Consider the following 18318-nt stretch of genomic DNA (forward strand, 5'->3'; position numbering starts at 1 on the left):
GGCCGTTTCAACGGGACATCTCCAACTGCCGCTCCAAGCCCTTGTCCTTACCCACGCTGCGGACATGCTCGCGCTGCATCTGCGCGAAGGATTCCCGCAGTGCTGTCAGAAGACCCTTCTCCCCCCGGTGTTGTTTCAGATCGTTCCAGTCGGTCGCCCCGCGATCCTTTTCTGCAGGCGTGAAGCTTGGAGCCAGAACCTTGCCGCCAACAGCCTCGGCCGCAGCCCAGGCACACTTCAAACCCTTGTTCGGAAGGGGCGGTGTTCTTTGGGGCAGATGATGATCGTCATCGGCGGCGATCAGGATGTTGGAAGTGGGATATCGCTCGCGAACCGCCTTTGCGGTCGCAACCAGGTTGTCGCCGTCAAAGGCAACGAAGGTCGGCAAGTTCGTGGCGTTATGGACATCGGCACCGGTGGCATAGCCTTCACCGACGATGACCGTCAGTCTGTCGCCTTTCTCGGGGGTGCTCTCCAGATCCTTGTTCGGATCGATGGTGTGATAGAGCCCGTCCTTGCGGCCATGTTTCAGATAGGTTTTTTCATCACCGACAAACTGCAGGGACCAGATCCGGCCGGTATCGTCGCGAAGTGGAATGACCATGCGGCCATCCTCAGAAAGCTTCACGCCGTAGCCGCGGACATTTTTCCTGGCGAGATAAGGACAGTTTGCCGGGGTCGCCCAGGTCTTCAGATTCGTCCAGATGCCGAAGGCACGTTTGGCAGCGATCTCCTGATCCTTTGCCCGCTCGCGCTCCCGGATTTCGCGGTTCTGCGCCGCCTCGGCCAACAACCGTTGCTTCTCTTCCAAAGAGAGGGCGTCGCCTCTGCCGGTCCACTGCAAAGGTTCCTCACCTCCCTTGAAGTTCTTGAACTGGCCGTTCGGGACACCGTCCAGAAAGCCCCGGTAGCTGGCGTTGGTTACCTTGCCGTCGCCGGCAAGTGCAACACGGTGCCACTTGCCATCCATTTCCGGTGAGACCTGCAGGTCGGCGCCATTGTCGCGCAGGAATTGCCCAAACGCGGTTCTTGGATCCTCGAGAGGGCGCTCCGGCGGGTTCGACGGCAGAAAATCCTTCAATCCGTCCGGAACATCCGCTCCCTTGGCGAACCAGGCTTTCTGTTTTTTGTCCCAGAGTGCTCCGGCCGCCTTGGCTGTTTCGCGCTGGTCGTAGGGAACGGAGAGATAGATCTTTTCGATGGGTTTGGTGTCGGCCATGTCGGCGAAACTCCGATTGAAGGAAAGCAGGGATTGGACGGAAAAAGGCGGACAATCAGTCGAGGTAGACGCCATCGACGTCGAACCGGCCGGTCAAATGGAGTGGCGCCTTTGGCCAGATTTCGCGCCCGGATGCGTCCGTGACGGAGATCCTCTGCAGCGGCACTTCGCTGGAGAGTGTTCCGCCCGTTATCTCCAGGTCGCCGAACTCCTCGTGGATCTTCATGAGGGTTGCGATGACTTCACTGATCTTCATGGCGCTGCCTTTCCATTGATAGGGGGGAGAGAGGGAATAGACGTAGGGCAAGCGATCGGGATCCTGGCCCGGGACTGCATTTCCTCGTTCTGGAAATAGAGAACCTGGCGGCCATAGATGGCGGGGCGCCCGGCGACAAAGATCAGCATGTCGCCGGCCCGGGTGACCTTGCCGCCGGTGCCTGTCTGGATCCCCGGCAGCGACATGCACTCGTCCGGCGTCAGCAGCGGGCGCGCGACTTCGCTCAAGGTTTCAGAATAGTTGGTGCCTACCCGGCCAGTCGTGCGGCTGGCGGAAGTCTTCCTCTGAACCAGCGTGGTCTTGCCCGCCATGTCGGACAGAACCCTGGCCGTCTCCATGGTGTTCGGCGCATAGGCGATCCGAACGTGGCAATTGGAGACAATCGACTGTTCCCGGCCATAGGCCTTCTGCAGCTGCGTCAGGTCTTGGACGATGACAAAGGCCTTCAGCCCGTAGCCCGCCATGAAGGCGATCGCCTTCTCAAAGATCTCCAGTTTGCCAACGGAGGTGAACTCGTCGAGCATCAAGAGCATGCGGTGTTTGTAATGCTTCACCGACCGGCCGCCCTCGAACGCCATGTGAGAGGTAAGGCGGGTCAGAAACTGGTTGAGCAGGATCCGCACCAGTGGCCGCAATCGGGCGATGTCGGATGGAGGGATGACGATATAGAGGGTTGCCGGCTTCTCGCCATTCATCAGTTCAGTGATGCGGAAATCGGATTCCGATATGTTGCGCGCCACAATCGGATCGCTGTAGAGCGCAAGCTGCGACGTGCCGGTCGAGTGAACGCCGGAGCGCTCGTTGGAAGATCGCTTGCGCATGCGGGCCGCACCAAGACGTACCTCGTCGTTGACGACGTCCCGCCCGTGCTCATAGCGCTCCATGTCCTGCAACAGCCGGTCGAAGCTGTCGTCTTCCTTGTCTTCGAAGGCAGATTTCGCGGCGGCGGCGAGGGCCTTTTCTCCCGCAGATTTCGAATCCTCGTCGTCGCCGATCGACATGAAGGCACGCACATCGGCGAGCGTCGCGGTGCGGTTTTCTGACTTTTTGATCAGGTAGAGAACATGCAGGATCGCGGTGCAGAGCCAGCCATAACCTTCCTGCATCCAGAAGTCTTTCAGGCCAGTGCCGTCCGGATCAATGATCATGATTGCAATGTTCTGACAGTCGGCGATCTCGTGATCGGTACCGACCCGCACTTCCGCGAGTGGATTGTATTTGACTGAGCCGCGATCCGCGGCCGGATCGAAGCGGTAGATCCTATGGCTATGCGAGGCCCGCCAGCCGGCGGTGAGCGCAAAGTTTTCGCCCTTGATGTCGAGCACAAGCGCCGACTCTTCCCAGGAGAGCAAGGTGGGCAGCACCAGGCCGACCCCCTTGCCGGAACGGGTCGGGGCAAAAGCCAGGACATGCTCTGGACCATCGTGGCGCAGCATCTTTGTACCGGTGCGGGTCGGCCAGCCGCCGACGACAACGCCTTTCTCGGAAAGAAGGCCGCTGTCCTTGACGTCCCGGATATCGGCCCAACGGGCGGTGCCATGGATGTCCTTCTGTTTCCGGCCACCAAAGATCGTCTCGGACCTGGCGCCAGAAGAGACAGCAGCGCCGACAAACATGAGCGCGACAAAGGCAGACAAGCCGCCATAGGCCGGATGCAAGATTTCCGGCGGGAAGCTGCCGGTCTCAAGCCAGAAGGCCTTCAGCCAGTTCCACCAGTCGGCCTGCAGGGGATTGAAATCGAGATAATAATGCCAGCCGATCAGCGTCACGCCCGCAAGAGCAGAACTGGCCAGAACCGCAAAGAAGCGCATCAGATGCATGTCATCCTCACGCGGCTTGGTCGCAGACCGGTTGCCGGTCACGCAGCACGTATCGGCCGGTCTTCATCTCATAGATATCCGAGATGAAGCGTTGCCCACGTGGATCCCGCTTGATGTGGATCACCAGATCCACCAGCCGGCGCATGAAGCCTTCCGCGTCGCTCAGGGTCTGTCCGGCCGCATTGATGTTCTCCTGGAACCTTGATGGAACCAGTTCGGCACTTTCGGCATGCACGGTGCACATCCAGCCGCGCGCTCCGGTGTTCAGGACGTTGAGGGCGGCAAAGGCGTTTTGTGTCGAGATTTCCCCGAAGAGGATATTGTCCGGCGAGATACGCATCTTGTGGTCATAGAGCTGCTGCCAGGTCCTGAGGCCTGCGCCCTGCGTCGTATCGCGGGCCGCCAGCAGCGAGACGCCATTATAGAAGCGGCTGACCTCGAGCTCTGGCGTATCTTCGGCGCTGACGACCCGCCGGCTGTCGGGCAGATAGGAAAGCAGGTTGTTGAGGAGCGTGGTCTTGCCGGTATTGGTGGATCCGGAGATTGCAATGTTGCGCTGCTCGGCAAGGGCAATTTTTAGATAGTCGATCATGACGGCCGACAATCCCATTTCTTCCAGCGTGATATTGTGGGGGTGTTTGCAGCGGATCGCCAGCGACAGGCCTGAGACGACCGAGTTGCCGACAAGGCATTCGAAGCGGTGGCCGCCAGGCAGGGTCGTGGAAAGCTGCGGCTTGTAGCTCGCGTCGAATTCCAGGCCCTTCATGTTCGCCAATGCCCGGCAGATGGTCTTGACCCTGTGCAGGGTCAAATCCGGTTCATCAACTTCCACAATACGGTTTTGCAGATCTCGGCGTTCCACGATCAGCTTGCCGGGAGCCTTGGTCCGGACCTCGACGACATCGGACGCGGCGTAGTGCCGGGACAGTGGTTCAAGGATTTTTTGCAAAAGAACCTGGGACATGGTCGCGGAACCTCGTTGAACACGTAGGGAGAAGGGAGAAGGGAGAAGGGAGAAGGGAGAAGGGAGAAGGGAGAAGGTAGAAGGGAGGGTGGAGCGGTAATCTCCACCCTCGGTTTTCAGTTCCTCAATTGCGGAACATCAAGACAGCGGGAGACCAATCGGCTGCGTTACTCCGCACCCGCGTTGCGTTCCGTCTTGGACTTCTTTCACGCCAGACCATGTCGTGTAAGAAATCCGGTTCGTTCCCGGCTCTGTGATCTTCAACCGCTCTTCCTCGCGGTTGATGTAGTAGAAGTGGCAGACAATACCGGCGTTGCTGTTCGCAATAGAGGTTATGCGCGCATTCCCACCCTTAATCGTTACCCAATAAGCGTTCTGGTGCTTACCCCTCGAATGGGACTGACTGTCCGTATCTGACTGGAAGGAAACACGTCCGGCTGCGAGCCACGCTTTGATGCCCCACCCCGGATTGATCCGTGTTTCCCGAACGCGCTGGCAGAAGTCACCACCATCAGCGACGGGACCGTTGCCCTTCGCCACACTCACCGTCGATCCGTCCGGACGCCGGTAGATCGCGGTCCGGTTGGTTGGGATCTTCTGATTGCAGCCCTCATAATGGACCTTGGTCATGTCGGGCTGATCTTCGTTGCGCACAAAGGAATAGGCGATTTCGGACGTTCCCGGCTGCAGCCAGGAAGTGGCGATCTTGTAGACTGATCCGTTCACGTTGATCGCCACATCAACGAGCTGTTGCGCGCGCAAACGACCGTCGTCATTCTTCCAGCCGTTCGGGCTGACAGAATGGGTAAAGGTCTGTTCTCCGCGCTTGCAGCCGGTGACATAGGCACGGCCCTGTCCTGGAACGTTATAGAAGAACCGTTCCCGGCCATAAGACACGCCCGCCGCCAGATCGTGATCGAATGAAGCAGCATCTTCACAGCCGTCCGTCGTTGCCTCGATGCCCAGCATCGCACTTTCATCGGGCTGGCAACCCGCAATCACTTCACTGCGGCCGGCGACAGTAATTTCCGTGCGAAACTGGCGTGCAGCCTGACCCTTGGCCAGATCCACGATCGGTGTGCAGACATCGATGCCGTTTTTCTCGAACACCCTGGAATGGGTATAGGTCGTCTCTGTGGTGATGCATGGCGAGGCCTGGAAGAGCTGCCCCTCATCCTCATATGTCCACATGGCCATTTCCGTGGAAACGCCAGACCCGAAATCATGACGCAAGGAACAGTTCGACGTGTCCGCCGTCATCTGGATCGGGTCGATCGTTTCTGACGGAGCACATTCACGGACACTGACTTCAACGTTCTCGTCCGTCTTGTAGACATAGGACGTGTTGACGGTGGCCTTGCCGGTCAGAAAATCGAAGTCGAGCGTGCAGTTCCGCTTTTCTTCGACCTGATAGGACTTTTCCGCATCCGGAGCGCATTTGGAGACGAGATGTTCCTTGAGCGCCGCGTCCAGGTAGGACCAGCGGAACTGCGGCCTTGCGACCGCATTCACCAAATCGACTGTAATGTCACACCCGTCATAGCTCTTGTTGAGCGGATAGGAGGTAGTTTCATCGGGTGTACATTCACTCACGATCTCCTTCTTTCCGGCCGCATTCGTGTAGGAGAGGGTGAACTGCGGATGAGCTTGAGCGTTCGCAAAGTCGACAAGGTCGTCGCAGCCGCTATCAAGTTCCGTGATCTGGAATTTCGTTTGTTCAGATGGCTGGCACTCCCGCACAACGACCTGAACGCCGTCGCCATCTTCGAAGACGAGGCGGCTTTGGGGCACCGCAAATCCGGATGTCAGGTCCACGACATCGGTGCAGGATGACGCATTCTCCTCTATCGGGAAGCGCTTTTGATCATCTGCCTGACATTGGGTGACAACCTTCTTCGTTCCATTGGGGTCGAGATAGAAGAGGGAATATTGCGGCTGAGCATATCCGGCCGCCAGATCGACCTTTACACTGCAGTCGTCATAGGCACGCTGGAACTCAAAGCCGTCGCTTTCGGCCGGAGCACACTGGCGAACCGTGTGGACGGATCCGCGATCATCGGCATAAACCAGCTTGAATTGCCGGTAGGCAACACCCTTGTTGACATCGACCAGGTCCTCGCACTCGCCAAATGAACGCTCCATCTCGATGGTGTCGCCGTTCCCTTCGCAGGACTGAACCACCACCTCGGACCCTGACCGGTTTCGATAGGCCAGCATCGAGGTGAGCTCGACGACTTCGCGATCGAAGTCGAGGGTTGGCGCGCACGTTTGCGAACCTTCGGAGATTGCAAAAGAAAGGGAGGTATCCGGCTGGCACCCTGCCAGGTCATAGCGGGCGCCCTTCTCGTCGCTGTAGTAGCTGACATATTGGGGACGGGCCACCATGTTGGACCGGTCGATCAGATCCTCGCAAACCGAATAGTTTCGTTGGATGTTCCAGACAATGCCGTTCGGCGAACAGGCCTCCGTTTCGGTGACGACGCCGTCTTCAAGCGTTTCCGATTTTGCCATTTGGCGAACGATGCCATTGGCCAAATCAACCTGCGGTTCGCAGCCATCGGTCGAGACGTTGAAGGTGATGTTGGGCTCACGCTCTTCCTCGTCGTCTTCTTTAGGGGCAAGCCGTTCAGGCGTTTCGTAACCGCCGGCGACAGGGTTTTCGCCGCCACCAGGGCCGGCTTCGTCAACACTGGACACTTCCGCCGCGGTGTCCTGCTTGTCTTCCAGATCCTTTTCCGGTTCTGTCTGTTCGTCCGTTACGGATAACCTGGTGACGGCCTGAACGAATTCGGCCTCGTCCCCATTGACGGAGATGGCCGTGGTCGGCAGGAGCCGGTTGCTGTCAACACCGAACTGGCTGGTGAAATCGTTGGCCTCCAGATCGACAAAATCTGTGTCTTTCTTCAGCCTGGTAACGACGACCTGTGCGATTTCCTCGCCATTGACACTCACCTTGCGGGTGAAGCCCTCGGCGGTGATCCCTTCAACGTTGACTGCTTCCGCCGTATTTGGCCGGGAATTGAACTGAAGCTGGACCGGTACCGCAGTATCGGAGGATAGCTCGGTTTCCAGAACCGGAGAGACCGTGAAGAGGTTTTCCTTGATCAGGACCTTTCCATCTTCGGCAGCCGTAACAGGCTGGTGGCCTGGCGCTGTCTGCGCGTGGGTGAGTGCGGTCGATGACGCCATGAAGAGCGCCAACAGGCCGCAAGACACTGTCCTAGTGTATCGCATTCCAGTCTTCCTAATTTTGGGTAGGATCGGCGAGGTACCAGTCGAACTTCGGGCGCACTTGAACGCGTGTGCCCTGGGCTATCCGGATGACTGGTTTGAGGTCCACGGTGTCCTCGAGGAGCGCCGCGGTGATGGTTCCAATATTCTCGCTGGCCCCGGACAAGCCATCTGCGACAATGTTGGAATTCGAAGAGTCGATTTGTTGTGAGCCGGAGACGGCCGCCTCGACGGCGGTCCCAATGCCTGTGGTCAGGATGGCGGAGCCATACTTTTCCCAGAAACGGCTGTTCACTTCACCGGAAAGGCCCGCATAGCCTTGTGCGTCGCCAATGTGGGCCTTGAGCTGGTAGATCTCGGCGCGGCTTTCGCCCAGGAGAATTCGGCTGCATGAGAAGCCGACGCGGGTCTGGCCAACCTTGTCAACGGAGGCGTATTCGCAGATCATCCGCGAACCCTTTGGCACCAGCTTTGTGCGACCGTGGTAGCCGTAGACATCCCGGCTGACCTGGACGACAACGGAGCCATTGTCGGCGAGCTGGCTGTTGATGCCGCTTTCCAGAATGCCTGTGATGTAGCGGTCGGCAGTCAGGATGCGGGTGTTGTCCACCGCACCGGTTGAATAGCGCGGCGGGGCGGAATAGCGGTCGTTCTGAGGGTCGATGCCTTCGGGCGGAGGGAACCCCGGAAGGTTGGCGGTCTGAACCGGGGGCCGATTGCCCGCGTCGGAAAAGTCGCCGGTGATGTCTGCTCCGCTCAGCCGAGACTGCATGACGGCCCGCTCACGCAACGCCGTTTGCAGCATCAACTCGTACTCGGTCGGTTGACGCGGTACGGCCTTGGGCGGTTCGAGGTATTTGGTGACATACTCGGTTCGAACGACCTCCTTGGGTGGCGGCGGAGGCGCTTCGACTTGCCTGATTACTTCTTTTTCGATGATCACCGGCGGCATCGTGATTACCGTCGGTTCCTGCACGGGCCTCGAAGGTTCGGGCTTTTCGTAGGTGAACACAGCTGGGTCGCTGGCGGGGAGACCACGTGGTTGCGCCGGCTCCGGCTGACAGGCGCCGCCGAAAGTCAGGCCGAGCGCCAGAAGGATCTCGCAGACGGCCATGATCACTTGGCCCCCTTGTACTGGATGCACATGAAGGACTGGCCGGACTTGAGGGTGATCAGGCGGTGCGTGCTTTCGACAATGAAAGTGGTTCCCTGGACTCGGGTATTGACCAACTCGTCTATGCCATCGACCACGACATAGGCGGTCGGCAATTCCAGGTCGTTCCACTTCTCTCCAAACTGGATGTAGGTAAAGTGATCGTCCCGAAAGACCTGCTCGGGCCGCAGCTTCCTGTCGCCCCAGAGCTTGTACTGGTCCCAGCCGCGCAGCGCGCCCGGATCGAATTTCGCGGTCTGCAGGAAGTCGTTGGATCCGTGGGTGGCAAGTGCCGCATCACCGTTCGGCAGAGGATTGCCCTGCGGGTCAAACTCCACAAAGGACATGCCGGCACTTGGTGGGCCGACAATCCGGAAGGAAACATCCGGGACGATCTTCGAGTTGATGCCTTCCGCGCGCAGATAGAAGGAATAGACATCGCCATCGTCGGTGTAGACCAGCATCGAGCTGTCGACACCGGACCCGGTCGGCTTGACGGCCAGCGTGTTGTCGGAACGTTTCTTGACTTCGAAGCGGGAAGCGTCACCGAGATCGGCCGACTTGATCTTTATACCCTTTGGCAGCTGGATTGCGCTGACCATGTATTGCCGCAGCCGCACCTTGTAGACGCAATCGCCGCAATAATTCTGGACATGGATGCCCTGTTTCTTGCCGGGCTTCGACCAGGCTTCCTGGATCTGACCTCCGATGCTGTCGGGGCGGGCGAGGGGGCCGAAGTTTCCGGCGGCCTGGGCCTGGGCTTGCGGGACCGAGCCAACAGGCAGCGTGGACGCGACCGCCGAATTTGCAGCGGCAATCCGCTGGGTCGGCGTCGTCGTCAAAACCGGAGCACTGGGCGTTGCCGGGCCTTGTGCGAGCGGTGTTTGCGCAAGAGCGCTGCCGGCAATGGTGGCACCTACCAATACAGCAGTAAAGCGGGAGATCATTTGGAAGCTTGCTCCTTGATGGAGAGCCCAAGGACGCGGATACCGAGCGGGTTCTCGAAGCGCTCGGCAGCAGTCACGTCATGAGGGCGGGGTGTCATTTCGAGGAAAGCGCGCAAGTGGCGGCGCTTCGGCTGTTCGCGGCCGATCCTGTCTGTCTGGAGAAACTCGACGACATAGAGATAGACGCCGTCATAGGCATCGACCTGGTAGGCACCCTTGATGGTGATCGAGCGGTTGAGACCGTCTTCGATCGCCTCCTCGATGATCGTCTTGTTGGTCTTTACATACGTGTTGAAGAAGGCTGGATCCGAATAGGTCCGGACTTCCTTGAAGCGGGTGTTCTGGGTCGTATCGTCGATGGTGAGCAACTGATGCACGTAACGGCGGGCGAGCTTTTCAAGCATCAGCTCGAAACCGTCGACCTCAACGGAGATCGGCTCGACCCGGTAAATCCGGTCGTCGCTCGGATCGGCGCGCAGCAGTGCGATTTCCGTTTCCTTGAGCGGTACCAGTGAAACAAGCGCCTGAATGGAGGCAACGACGCAGATTGCGAGCGCAACGTTCATGCCAACCGACAGCCGCAAGAGCCAGGCCATGCGCCGGTGGGCAGTCTTATAGGCGAAGGGATCGGCCGCCAGGACATTGGCGTGCTTAGGTTCCGGACTGATCTCCGGATCCAAAGCCGGGTCCGACCGGGAAAGGGTGAGGATCGCCATCAGGCTGCCTCCACCCATTCGAAGGAACCTGGCTGAAATTGAATCTCTGTGCAGGCGCAAGGAGACTTACGCATCTTGTCGATGCCGTCGGGCTTGATCGGCATTTCCACCTTGGCGCAGCCGGCAGCGAGGAAACCCAGGCACAGGACGAGTCTGAGGTGTTTCATTGAAGAAGACCTTGGGAACGAAGAATGGAAGGGATGAGAGCGATGCTTACGAACCGCCGGTGCTGGTGATTCCGCCCGGACGCGGTCGCGGAGAGGCCCAGTTCTTTTCATGCATGTAGCTTCCCGCTCTCCCGGTCGCCTCGGCTGTTGACCTTCCAGCAGAAACGCCTATCGATGCGCCGCGCATGGCACCGGCCGACATGATCCCGGCGGAAACAGTTCCTAGAACCGAACTGGATACGTGTCCTGCAATGTTGACCGCTTCGGAAATCAGTGCCGCTCCCAGCCATCCCATGATTAGGGCGAGCAAAAATTGGCCGGACGTGAGATCGATGTAGTCCTCAGCGATGACGTTTGCGTCTCCGGTGACGCCAAGCCCTTCGACGCTCGCGATGACCAGCGAGAATACGATGGAGACACACAGCATTGTGGCGATGGATCCGACAATGGTCCGGACGCCGGCTGCGATCAGATTACGGCCGAAGGGAAAAGCGGCAAGACCCACCAGAAACGGTGAGATGCCGAGGATGACTGTCAGGCGGAAGAGGGAAACGGCCGTGTGTGCCAGAAAGAGCACCAACAGGATGACGTAGGGCAGGAGAAGCGCGACGCCGTAGAGAATGTATTTTGGGGCATCCGTCCAACCGCCCGAACCCATGATGGCTGTCGCAATGTTGAAGACGCCGCCAATGCCGGTTTCCACACCGCGAAGCAAAGCATCCAATCCGGAAAGACCAGCACCGCCCTGACCCATGATCTGACTGGCAAGGCCGCCCATCACGTTGACGGATACGTTGAAAGTTTCGCTGATCAGGCCGCCCTGTAGGCCGATATAGACCCCAAAGCCGAGCACCATGAAAAGGACCTGTTTCAGAGCGCCCGCCAAATCGAGCGTGCCTACGAAGACCTGAATGCCGATCCAGAGTGCCCAAATGCCGACAATGCCCATCAGAATGGTTTGCAGCGGGCCATGTATCGCCGAAACAAGCGTGTCGAGTGTCGATTCAGCGTGGCTCTGGTAGGCAGTGAAAATCGCGCAGATGTTGCAGCCGGTTGTCGCCATGGCCTATTCCTCGCTTTCGCCGTTGTACTTGCGGGTCTCGGCGACTTCGCTGGCGATCGGAACCCCGTTGTTGAGGGCATCCGACGCCTGGATCTTCAGCATTTGTGCGAGGATCTGATTGGTCTGGGCCGTGGCGACGAGCTGCGCGACCTCCAGTTCGATGAGGACTTGGAGCCGATCCTGAACCGTCTCGGCGGTCTGACCGGCGCTCTTGTACTCCTGGGCGGTCTCGAGTGTTTTGACAGCCGTCTCATGGGCTTCGTCGGACTGCGCCAACCCTTTGACGGTGGCGTCCGTGATCGTCGCAATGCGATTTTGATGAACCGACTTCTGCACGTTGGACTTTTGCTCCCAGGTCCCCTCGGTCAGGGACTCCGGTGTCGCGACCAGTCCGGACTTGTAGGCGTTGCCGCGTTCACAGATCGAACCGAAGTCGACGTCCTCCAGCTTGATGGATGGCATGAGCTTCTTGTAGTCAGGGATCAGGCAAGCCATGTCCCCGGAGACGCTGGAAGCAAGCGATTGGAAATTGAGGGACGGTATAGAGAGATTGCCGATGCTGCCGATGGACGACAGGGTCTCGTCGGCAATGCCCTTGGCTTCCTGGACGACCTTCAACTGATCGGTCACCACCGAAAGACTTTCCTTGGCGGTCTTCAGCTGATCTTTCAGGGAGTCCAACTGGTCCTTCATAGTCATCAGTTGCTTCTGCGCCTCGGCGATGTTTTTCACATCAATGACGGCCATGGTGGCTGCCGCCGGCGTGACAAAAGCCGCTGTCACCAGCAGGCATGCCAGCGTGGTCTTCGGAGATTTGCGAGCCATTGGTTACCCCATTGCTGTTTGGTTCGTTCTAGTTCCTTCACCGCGGAAGGCCCTGACCGGTAGAAGCGCAAGGCATCGCCGAGGCCCGACAGGTCGACGTCCAAGATCGTGCTTTCGTTGAAATTCGCGGCCTCGAAGCGCTTCACTACGAGCACCTGCCGCCCGCCCTTCATGTCGCCTTCACCCTTGATGAACGCGATCTGCTCGTGAGACAAATTGAAGGGTTCGAGATTTTCGATCTTGGCCTGGGAGTTCGGCAGGAAAAACAGCGTCTGCGCGTTCTCGATCATGGCCGTTGCGCCATCGAATTCCAGCAGTGCACCCGGCTCCTGAAAGGCGAGACCGACCAGGCCATTCAGCTTGCGGTATTCCTGGTACATCTCCCGGACAACGGATCGAAACCCGTTGTTGCGCAGCAAATTCGCCGCTTCGTCGATGAAGATGGAAAAGCCGCCTTCGCCTTGTTTCGCGGCCGCGGAAATCGCTGCGGAGATATGTGCGACGACAGGCGGTCCCAGGACAGGATCCATCAGCGCCTCGTTCATGTTGATGCCGACAAGGAAGGATTTCTGGAGAAACCCGGTGATTTGATCGCGCGGGGCGTTGAAGACGTGGGAGAACTGACCCTCGGCGCCGTCGTCGCCCTTTATCCACTTTGCAAACGCGCGCCGGATTTCTGATTGCGCCGGAAAGGCCGCACCATAGATGTTGTCGAGGGTTCTGAGGCCCGGTTCGAGCTCGGCGGCCATGTCGAGCGCGGTGTGAAGATGGTCGTCCATGTTTTCGTCGAAGGCTTCGCCCAGCATCGCCTGCAGAATTAGACGAACCCTGTGACGGGCGGACTTGTCGGCAAGATCGATGTCGAGCGGGTTGAGCGCGAGGTCCTGGTAGCCCTGATAGGTTCCGCCAAACGCTTCGATCATGAAGCGTGCACCATCCTTGGAATCGAATACGTAGTTGCGCACGCCACTGAACTTCGCGAGTCCGCCGAGCAAATGCAGGATCAGCGTGGACTTGCCGCCGCCGGTCGGAGCGAACATCAGATAGTTGCCAGGTGACTGCGGTTTGTCCGAGACATGGAACTGGAAGGCATAGTTCTGACCAGTGGGCGTCTTGAAGAGCCTCACCGGCCGGTCGCCGAACGGGCTGGAACACAGACCGATCGGGGAGAACTGGAACGGCCACAGCGCCGCGACATTGCTTTCCGTGATTTTCAGGGGGCGCAGCAGCTTGTCCCGGCCGGGCATGCGGTTGAACCAGGCGGTTGCCGCTCCAGCCGTCTCGATGTTGTAGCGGACCCTCGCATTGTCGAGGATCGATGTCGCCTGATCGATCAGGGCAATCAACCCGGCCTCACTATCGGACCGCAGCGTGATCTGAAACTGCGTTTCCTGCAGCTGATGGGTGTTGTTGAGGAGGTCTTCGTTCACGGTCTCAAGTTCGGCCAGAACCGCGCCCGTCCCGAAAAAGTTATGCCTCTGCTCGGTAATCTGGCGGGTGAAGAGGGCAATCTGTTTGGTGTTGTCGAGCGGCTTGATGACCTGGCACACCTCGATCTCGCCACTGAGCGCGAGCAGGCGGGACACCAGCATTCCGGACACCGTTTCCGGCCAGCCGCGCACGGCAATGACCCTGTTGAAGGTCTTGTGTGGGGTGTAGGTATCTATAGCGCCGTCCGTCGAAACATGAATGTCGGACGCCGGCAGGTTGGCGCTGATCCCGGCGCTGAGGCGAGCGATCTCCGGTTTCAGCTCACCGCAAACAAGGTAGTTGAGAACGCGGGTGAGTTCGCAAGGATGATTGAGTTCCTGAGCAGCGCTGACCGGACGGATGTTGTAGTCCGTGAACCCACTCATCATTCCGCGCGTGGTTTTTTCGAGTTCGGTCGACGTTTTGGTTGTCAGGGCCAGATACCAGACCAGCGAATAGGCGTTTTGATAGAGCCGCTGCTCGGCATCCCCAACTTGCTTTAAGGTGATGGACGGCCAGTCGGCCTGGAAGCTCACATCCCGCCGCCGTTTGATGCCGAAGAGACGCAGGGAAGATCCAGCCGACAGAAACTGGTTGAAGGTGCTGGCCCGGCCGCGGGCAAGGGCTTCCTGTTCCGGAACGCTTCGGGTTTCATAGGAGAGGCCGGCGAGCGAAAACACACGGACAAAGGAACCGTCTTTCAGCGAAACGGTCTGGCCATCAGCAAGCAACTGATCGAATTCCAGCTCGTTCGCCAGCCAGTCCTGTTCCACGTCGCCGAGCAGATATTTGCGGCCTCTGGAACTGGCGAGCGTGGCAGCTCCAACGGCGGCTGCGCCTGTCAAAAATATGCCAAGCAGCATTATTGAGTTGCTTTCTTGTTTGAAGTTTTGAGCGGGAAACCAGCGATCAGGAGGCGGACTTTCTTCGCCTGGAAGAAGGTTGCCGGATGCAGAAGGAGAGCTTCACAATGCGGCTCCTTCCGCCGCAGCAGGATGATCCAGGCGACCGCTGGTGGGGTGGTGAGCACGACAAGCGCAAAGCCCACCACATTTCCGGCCAGAAACCCGCCAGTGGTCGCGAGCAGGAGTTCACCGATCATCACCAGGGCTGCGTGGAGCGGTGGCATGCCGAGGATCTTCATCGGCTCCTGGATGTGGAGTGCGATTGGACTTTGCGCTTTCATGCCTCGCCCCTTCTCAAGCTGCCGAGAGAAGGGCGCGAAGCGCGGTCGGGCCGAAGATCACGAGCGCCCCGGCACCGACAAGCTGCGCCAGCCGCATGATGTCGATGCGACCGGTGACCATCGCCCAAATGCCGTAGATGATGACGCCAACGCCGATCACAGGGGCGGCGATGCTGACCAACCCGCCTTCGAGAGATTCCAGCATGCTCGTCGCCGGTGCGGACCAGTCCTGTGCCATCGCGCGAGCCGGGAACAACGCAGCGGCAGCTACAATCAGTTTGAGAGTAGATCTCTCAAATTCTACCTTTGAGGGAAGTGTTGGGCAGAGTCCGAGTCTCTTGAGAAACCTCATTTCGAAAATCCTTGTTATTTCAGGATGAGATAAAAGGCGGCGACAGCCAGCCAGTTGGTGATCGCGAGGGTGCTAAAGCCGACAAAGGCCTTGCGGATGGCCCGGACAATCCGGTCGGATTCTACCGCATGCTGTGCGACAGCCGAGACGACGGTTTGGATGTTGTCGTTGCCGAGGTTCCGGGCAACTTTCTGGATGGTGCTCGCAATGTCATCGACCTTGTGATCGATGGCCTCATTCACCCCGGAAACGTCGTTCTGGAACTGATGGGAAACCCGGTTCCGTTCGTCTTCCAGGAGTCCCTTGAGGCGATCCCCGAAGGCATTCAGGATCGAGACCACTGCCAGGATCGGATCATCCTTCTGATAGGATATTCCTGTTTCCCGATGGGCAACCTCGATTGCCTCCTCGAGCGTCATCTGCTTCCACTGCTCGGTGACGGCAGGATCGATTTTCTGCACAGCTGCAGCGCTCATTGAGCTGCCTCCTGCTCGATGGCATTTAGGAAGGCGGCACTGTCCAGACGCTCGATCGCTCTGGTCCAGTAGATCTTGAGACGCTGGCGCGCCATCACGTTGAAGTCGTTCGAGCTGATGGCTTCATCGAAGGTGAGCTTGGCCTTCATCATCGCCCGAATGTCTTCTCCGAACGTCCCGGCCTGAACACGCGGGTGGCACATCACGGCTGCAATCCGGTCTCGATTGTCCTGATAGATCTTACTGTCTTCAAAGCTGCGCCCTTCATTCGCAACCGGGCCAAAGAACTCGTTGAGCCAGACGACAACCGGCACATCCGGAAAATGACCAAGAATGGCAAGCAGGCTGTTAAAGGTGTCGTCGAGCGCAGCGCCGCCGCAGATAGGGCAGTGAATGAACGCTCGGACATCGAAGCTCTGCAAGAGATCAAAAGCGTTGTTCTCGGCAAGGTAAGAACAGGTCGCGATGAAGGAGGAGGTGCCTGTATCGATGACCGTATGAGTCTCTTCCGGAGCCTCGAAAACCCGTGTCATCAAGTGATCGAAGAGGCGCGGATTGATATCGTCGCCGTCCATGATCTGGATCGGCAAAGCTTTCAGACCCTTGATTGCGGAAAGGGTAGGCGTGGTCGGGTCGAGGTCAATCGCCTGCACCCTGTGATCGGCGTAATGGAGATACTGAACGAGCATGGAGGACGTGAGGCTCTTGCCGGCACCGCCCTTGCCCTGCATGACAAGATGGACGGTTTTCACCATTGGTCTCGCACCCCGTCAGAACCGGTTGGCACTGTAAACTTGTTGATTTCCGGGAGCGGTTTTCTGACCTTTGGCGGTGTGGCCGAAGGCGTCTGATCGCAAACCTGTTGCTTAGCAGCCGGGCTCTGAGCGGCTTTGTCAGCTTTCTTTGCCTGCATCTTCTTCCAGGATTTGGCGAAAGCGTCATACTTGACGGTGACCAACCCTTCCGCCTGCAACCGGTTGAAGGCTGATCTGAGTGATGGAGAGCTGTCGACGATGGTCTTGATTTGAGCATAATTGGTCACAAGCTCCATGGGAGCCTGACCCCAAGGAGCCCGTCCAACACCGGAAGATGTAGACGTCATGGGTCGTTAACGTTCTGAAGCAGAACGCCCTCAATGTTGTTGATGAATATTGAAAGATGGTTGTACTGGCCGCAAAGTCGGCGCGATTCAGCTAAAAACGCATCAGCCTGCCGAAAGCTGATACGGCCAATACAGACCAAACGGAGTTTGTAGGGGTCTCCTTACGCGGACATCAAAGGACGATTTTGGTGTTCGCTAGGCTCGGGCGGTCCTGACTTCCACATAAGGACCGCCTGAGCTGCTAACGGGATCTGTTCTACGATCCGACGACTTGGTTGTACATCTTTTATTCTGTCAATCTAGGCGAGTTTTCCACAGCGATAAATTGATGCTTAAGGCTGGGTTAAACCTCCCGCAGCGGCGGTTTCTGCGTTGAGACGAAGGCGAATAAGTTAGCAAAATGAATGAGTTCAAGAGGTCATGCATCCAGAAAGTGCCTCACTTTCTCTATCTTGCCGTCTTACCCAATTCCGAAAAAGTACGCAAAAACCCTCAGTTGTCCTAAAGCATATCCAAAGTTGTCGCCGAACATCAAATCTCATCGGTCGTTGTACAGGGTTGTAACCACTCAGCAAAACAAGTCATTGAATTGTATATGTTTTGATAAGATGGTTTGGAAATTTCCTGAGTTTCCCGCGGCTTTACGACAATCCGTGAGAACAGCGTAAGACAGCGATAAAAGTAGAAGACAAACATATAACTCAAAATTGACCCGAATTTACGCAAGTCCAACTCGCCAGCCTTTTTCTAGCTGACGGCGGCGAAAGGGAGGATTTTCAGGTCATTCGTTGGCTACCGCGGATGAATTGCTAACCGCGTGTGATCTAGCACCAAGGTGTCCGGCTTGAAGCCTGGAGGGGATTGGCAAGTTCCGGTTGCTGAACCAGCGAAGCGGACATTTGTGAGAGCTGCTCGCACGGTTGCATTCGGCCCGGAGTGATCATTCAACACCTAATGTTTCAATGACAGCAAAGCGCCCTCATCATGGTCTTTCGTGATCTTAAATTCAAAGCCCCTAAGCAGCCATTCGCCGCGCTTTGCAATGAGGTCCTGACTGGGCGGGAAGCGGTCATTCGCTGCGACTTGCGCAAGCGGCGGCTATGCGCTGGAAGCGGTTGTACGGGCGCGACATCAAGCTCGCTTGCCATTTCGATAGCAATGCCATGTGGCGCCCAACTAACACTCGCAATATGATGCCAGCCACTTAGGCGACCGACGCCCTAAAGCTGGCGAGGCACGGCTTCTGGCTGATCAGATCTACCCTAGGTGTGGAATCCAAAATGGTTGTTCATTCCATCAACCCCGAAACTAACTGTGTTTGATCACCAACCAGTTTCGGAACTTCAATGC

Annotated in this window: 17 protein-coding genes; all 17 read right to left on the minus strand. The window is 58.0% G+C overall.

The window, feature by feature from the left end:
- Positions 1-7 precede the first annotated feature (7 nt).
- The 17 genes from ACX3M4_RS26740 to ACX3M4_RS26820 all read right to left on the minus strand — a co-directional run bounded on the left by ACX3M4_RS26740 (position 8) and on the right by ACX3M4_RS26820 (position 16917).
- Positions 8-1219 carry a DUF5710 domain-containing protein gene (locus ACX3M4_RS26740; protein WP_459355965.1) on the minus strand — a complete coding sequence of 404 codons (1212 nt, stop codon included), beginning with the start codon at positions 1217-1219 and terminating at the stop codon, positions 8-10.
- A gap of 55 nt (positions 1220-1274) precedes the next feature.
- The gene (locus ACX3M4_RS26745) at positions 1275-1475 is read right to left on the minus strand and encodes a hypothetical protein (RefSeq protein ID WP_459355966.1); all 201 of its coding nucleotides are present in this window, start codon (positions 1473-1475) and stop codon (positions 1275-1277) included.
- Positions 1472-3316 (minus strand): type IV secretory system conjugative DNA transfer family protein, encoded by a 1845-nt coding sequence (locus tag ACX3M4_RS26750; RefSeq protein ID WP_459355967.1) that lies wholly within the window; start codon positions 3314-3316, stop codon positions 1472-1474. Before ACX3M4_RS26750 ends, ACX3M4_RS26745 begins: the two co-directional genes overlap by 4 nt.
- Positions 3317-3323: 7 nt before the next feature.
- Positions 3324-4280 (minus strand): ATPase, T2SS/T4P/T4SS family, encoded by a 957-nt coding sequence (locus tag ACX3M4_RS26755; RefSeq protein ID WP_459355968.1) that lies wholly within the window; start codon positions 4278-4280, stop codon positions 3324-3326.
- 138 nt (positions 4281-4418) lie between these two features.
- Positions 4419-7469, minus strand: coding sequence for a hypothetical protein (locus ACX3M4_RS26760; RefSeq protein ID WP_459355969.1), 3051 nt, complete (start codon positions 7467-7469; stop codon positions 4419-4421).
- 55 nt (positions 7470-7524) lie between these two features.
- On the minus strand, positions 7525-8625 hold the full coding sequence (locus ACX3M4_RS26765; RefSeq protein ID WP_459359506.1) for a TrbI/VirB10 family protein: 1101 nt from the start codon (positions 8623-8625) through the stop codon (positions 7525-7527).
- A gap of 2 nt (positions 8626-8627) precedes the next feature.
- Complete coding sequence (locus tag ACX3M4_RS26770) at positions 8628-9611, minus strand: TrbG/VirB9 family P-type conjugative transfer protein (RefSeq protein ID WP_459355970.1); 984 nt, start codon at positions 9609-9611, stop codon at positions 8628-8630.
- Positions 9608-10327, minus strand: a complete 720-nt coding sequence (locus tag ACX3M4_RS26775; protein WP_459355971.1) for a VirB8/TrbF family protein — start codon at positions 10325-10327, stop codon at positions 9608-9610. Before ACX3M4_RS26775 ends, ACX3M4_RS26770 begins: the two co-directional genes overlap by 4 nt.
- A complete protein-coding gene (locus ACX3M4_RS26780) occupies positions 10327-10494 on the minus strand; it encodes a hypothetical protein (protein WP_459355972.1) in 168 nt (55 codons plus the stop codon). Before ACX3M4_RS26780 ends, ACX3M4_RS26775 begins: the two co-directional genes overlap by 1 nt.
- 46 nt (positions 10495-10540) lie before the next feature.
- Positions 10541-11557 (minus strand): type IV secretion system protein, encoded by a 1017-nt coding sequence (locus ACX3M4_RS26785; RefSeq protein ID WP_459355973.1) that lies wholly within the window; start codon positions 11555-11557, stop codon positions 10541-10543.
- A 3-nt stretch (positions 11558-11560) separates the two neighbouring features.
- Positions 11561-12382, minus strand: a complete 822-nt coding sequence (locus ACX3M4_RS26790; protein ID WP_459355974.1) for a hypothetical protein — start codon at positions 12380-12382, stop codon at positions 11561-11563.
- On the minus strand, positions 12337-14715 hold the full coding sequence (locus tag ACX3M4_RS26795; protein ID WP_459355975.1) for a VirB4 family type IV secretion system protein: 2379 nt from the start codon (positions 14713-14715) through the stop codon (positions 12337-12339). The genes ACX3M4_RS26790 and ACX3M4_RS26795 overlap by 46 nt, the downstream gene beginning before the upstream one ends.
- Entirely contained in the window at positions 14715-14996 is a 282-nt protein-coding gene (locus ACX3M4_RS26800; protein WP_459355976.1) for a hypothetical protein, read from the minus strand. The genes ACX3M4_RS26795 and ACX3M4_RS26800 overlap by 1 nt, the downstream gene beginning before the upstream one ends.
- 55 nt (positions 14997-15051) lie before the next feature.
- Positions 15052-15390 (minus strand): TrbC/VirB2 family protein, encoded by a 339-nt coding sequence (locus ACX3M4_RS26805; protein ID WP_459355977.1) that lies wholly within the window; start codon positions 15388-15390, stop codon positions 15052-15054.
- Between the two features lie 14 nt (positions 15391-15404).
- Complete coding sequence (locus ACX3M4_RS26810) at positions 15405-15866, minus strand: hypothetical protein (protein WP_459355978.1); 462 nt, start codon at positions 15864-15866, stop codon at positions 15405-15407.
- A complete protein-coding gene (locus ACX3M4_RS26815; RefSeq protein ID WP_459355979.1) occupies positions 15863-16621 on the minus strand; it encodes a nucleotide-binding protein in 759 nt (252 codons plus the stop codon). The genes ACX3M4_RS26810 and ACX3M4_RS26815 overlap by 4 nt, the downstream gene beginning before the upstream one ends.
- A complete protein-coding gene (locus ACX3M4_RS26820; RefSeq protein WP_459355980.1) occupies positions 16615-16917 on the minus strand; it encodes a hypothetical protein in 303 nt (100 codons plus the stop codon). The genes ACX3M4_RS26815 and ACX3M4_RS26820 overlap by 7 nt, the downstream gene beginning before the upstream one ends.
- Between the last annotated feature and the right edge of the window lie 1401 nt (positions 16918-18318).

It is taken from the genome of Roseibium sp. M-1 (genome assembly GCF_054515675.1).

What these genes read in the sequence shown, in the direction of transcription:
- ACX3M4_RS26740 (WP_459355965.1), bottom strand. Translation starts at nt 1,219, where the DNA reads ATGGCCGACACCAAACCCATCGAAAAGATCTATCTCTCCGTTCCCTAC.
- ACX3M4_RS26745 (WP_459355966.1), bottom strand. Translation starts at nt 1,475, where the DNA reads ATGAAGATCAGTGAAGTCATCGCAACCCTCATGAAGATCCACGAGGAG.
- ACX3M4_RS26750 (WP_459355967.1), bottom strand. Translation starts at nt 3,316, where the DNA reads ATGCATCTGATGCGCTTCTTTGCGGTTCTGGCCAGTTCTGCTCTTGCG.
- ACX3M4_RS26755 (WP_459355968.1), bottom strand. Translation starts at nt 4,280, where the DNA reads ATGTCCCAGGTTCTTTTGCAAAAAATCCTTGAACCACTGTCCCGGCAC.
- ACX3M4_RS26760 (WP_459355969.1), bottom strand. Translation starts at nt 7,469, where the DNA reads ATGGCGTCATCGACCGCACTCACCCACGCGCAGACAGCGCCAGGCCAC.
- ACX3M4_RS26765 (WP_459359506.1), bottom strand. Translation starts at nt 8,625, where the DNA reads ATGGCCGTCTGCGAGATCCTTCTGGCGCTCGGCCTGACTTTCGGCGGC.
- ACX3M4_RS26770 (WP_459355970.1), bottom strand. Translation starts at nt 9,611, where the DNA reads ATGATCTCCCGCTTTACTGCTGTATTGGTAGGTGCCACCATTGCCGGC.
- ACX3M4_RS26775 (WP_459355971.1), bottom strand. Translation starts at nt 10,327, where the DNA reads ATGGCGATCCTCACCCTTTCCCGGTCGGACCCGGCTTTGGATCCGGAG.
- ACX3M4_RS26780 (WP_459355972.1), bottom strand. Translation starts at nt 10,494, where the DNA reads ATGAAACACCTCAGACTCGTCCTGTGCCTGGGTTTCCTCGCTGCCGGC.
- ACX3M4_RS26785 (WP_459355973.1), bottom strand. Translation starts at nt 11,557, where the DNA reads ATGGCGACAACCGGCTGCAACATCTGCGCGATTTTCACTGCCTACCAG.
- ACX3M4_RS26790 (WP_459355974.1), bottom strand. Translation starts at nt 12,382, where the DNA reads ATGGCTCGCAAATCTCCGAAGACCACGCTGGCATGCCTGCTGGTGACA.
- ACX3M4_RS26795 (WP_459355975.1), bottom strand. Translation starts at nt 14,715, where the DNA reads ATGCTGCTTGGCATATTTTTGACAGGCGCAGCCGCCGTTGGAGCTGCC.
- ACX3M4_RS26800 (WP_459355976.1), bottom strand. Translation starts at nt 14,996, where the DNA reads ATGAAGATCCTCGGCATGCCACCGCTCCACGCAGCCCTGGTGATGATC.
- ACX3M4_RS26805 (WP_459355977.1), bottom strand. Translation starts at nt 15,390, where the DNA reads ATGAGGTTTCTCAAGAGACTCGGACTCTGCCCAACACTTCCCTCAAAG.
- ACX3M4_RS26810 (WP_459355978.1), bottom strand. Translation starts at nt 15,866, where the DNA reads ATGAGCGCTGCAGCTGTGCAGAAAATCGATCCTGCCGTCACCGAGCAG.
- ACX3M4_RS26815 (WP_459355979.1), bottom strand. Translation starts at nt 16,621, where the DNA reads ATGGTGAAAACCGTCCATCTTGTCATGCAGGGCAAGGGCGGTGCCGGC.
- ACX3M4_RS26820 (WP_459355980.1), bottom strand. Translation starts at nt 16,917, where the DNA reads ATGGAGCTTGTGACCAATTATGCTCAAATCAAGACCATCGTCGACAGC.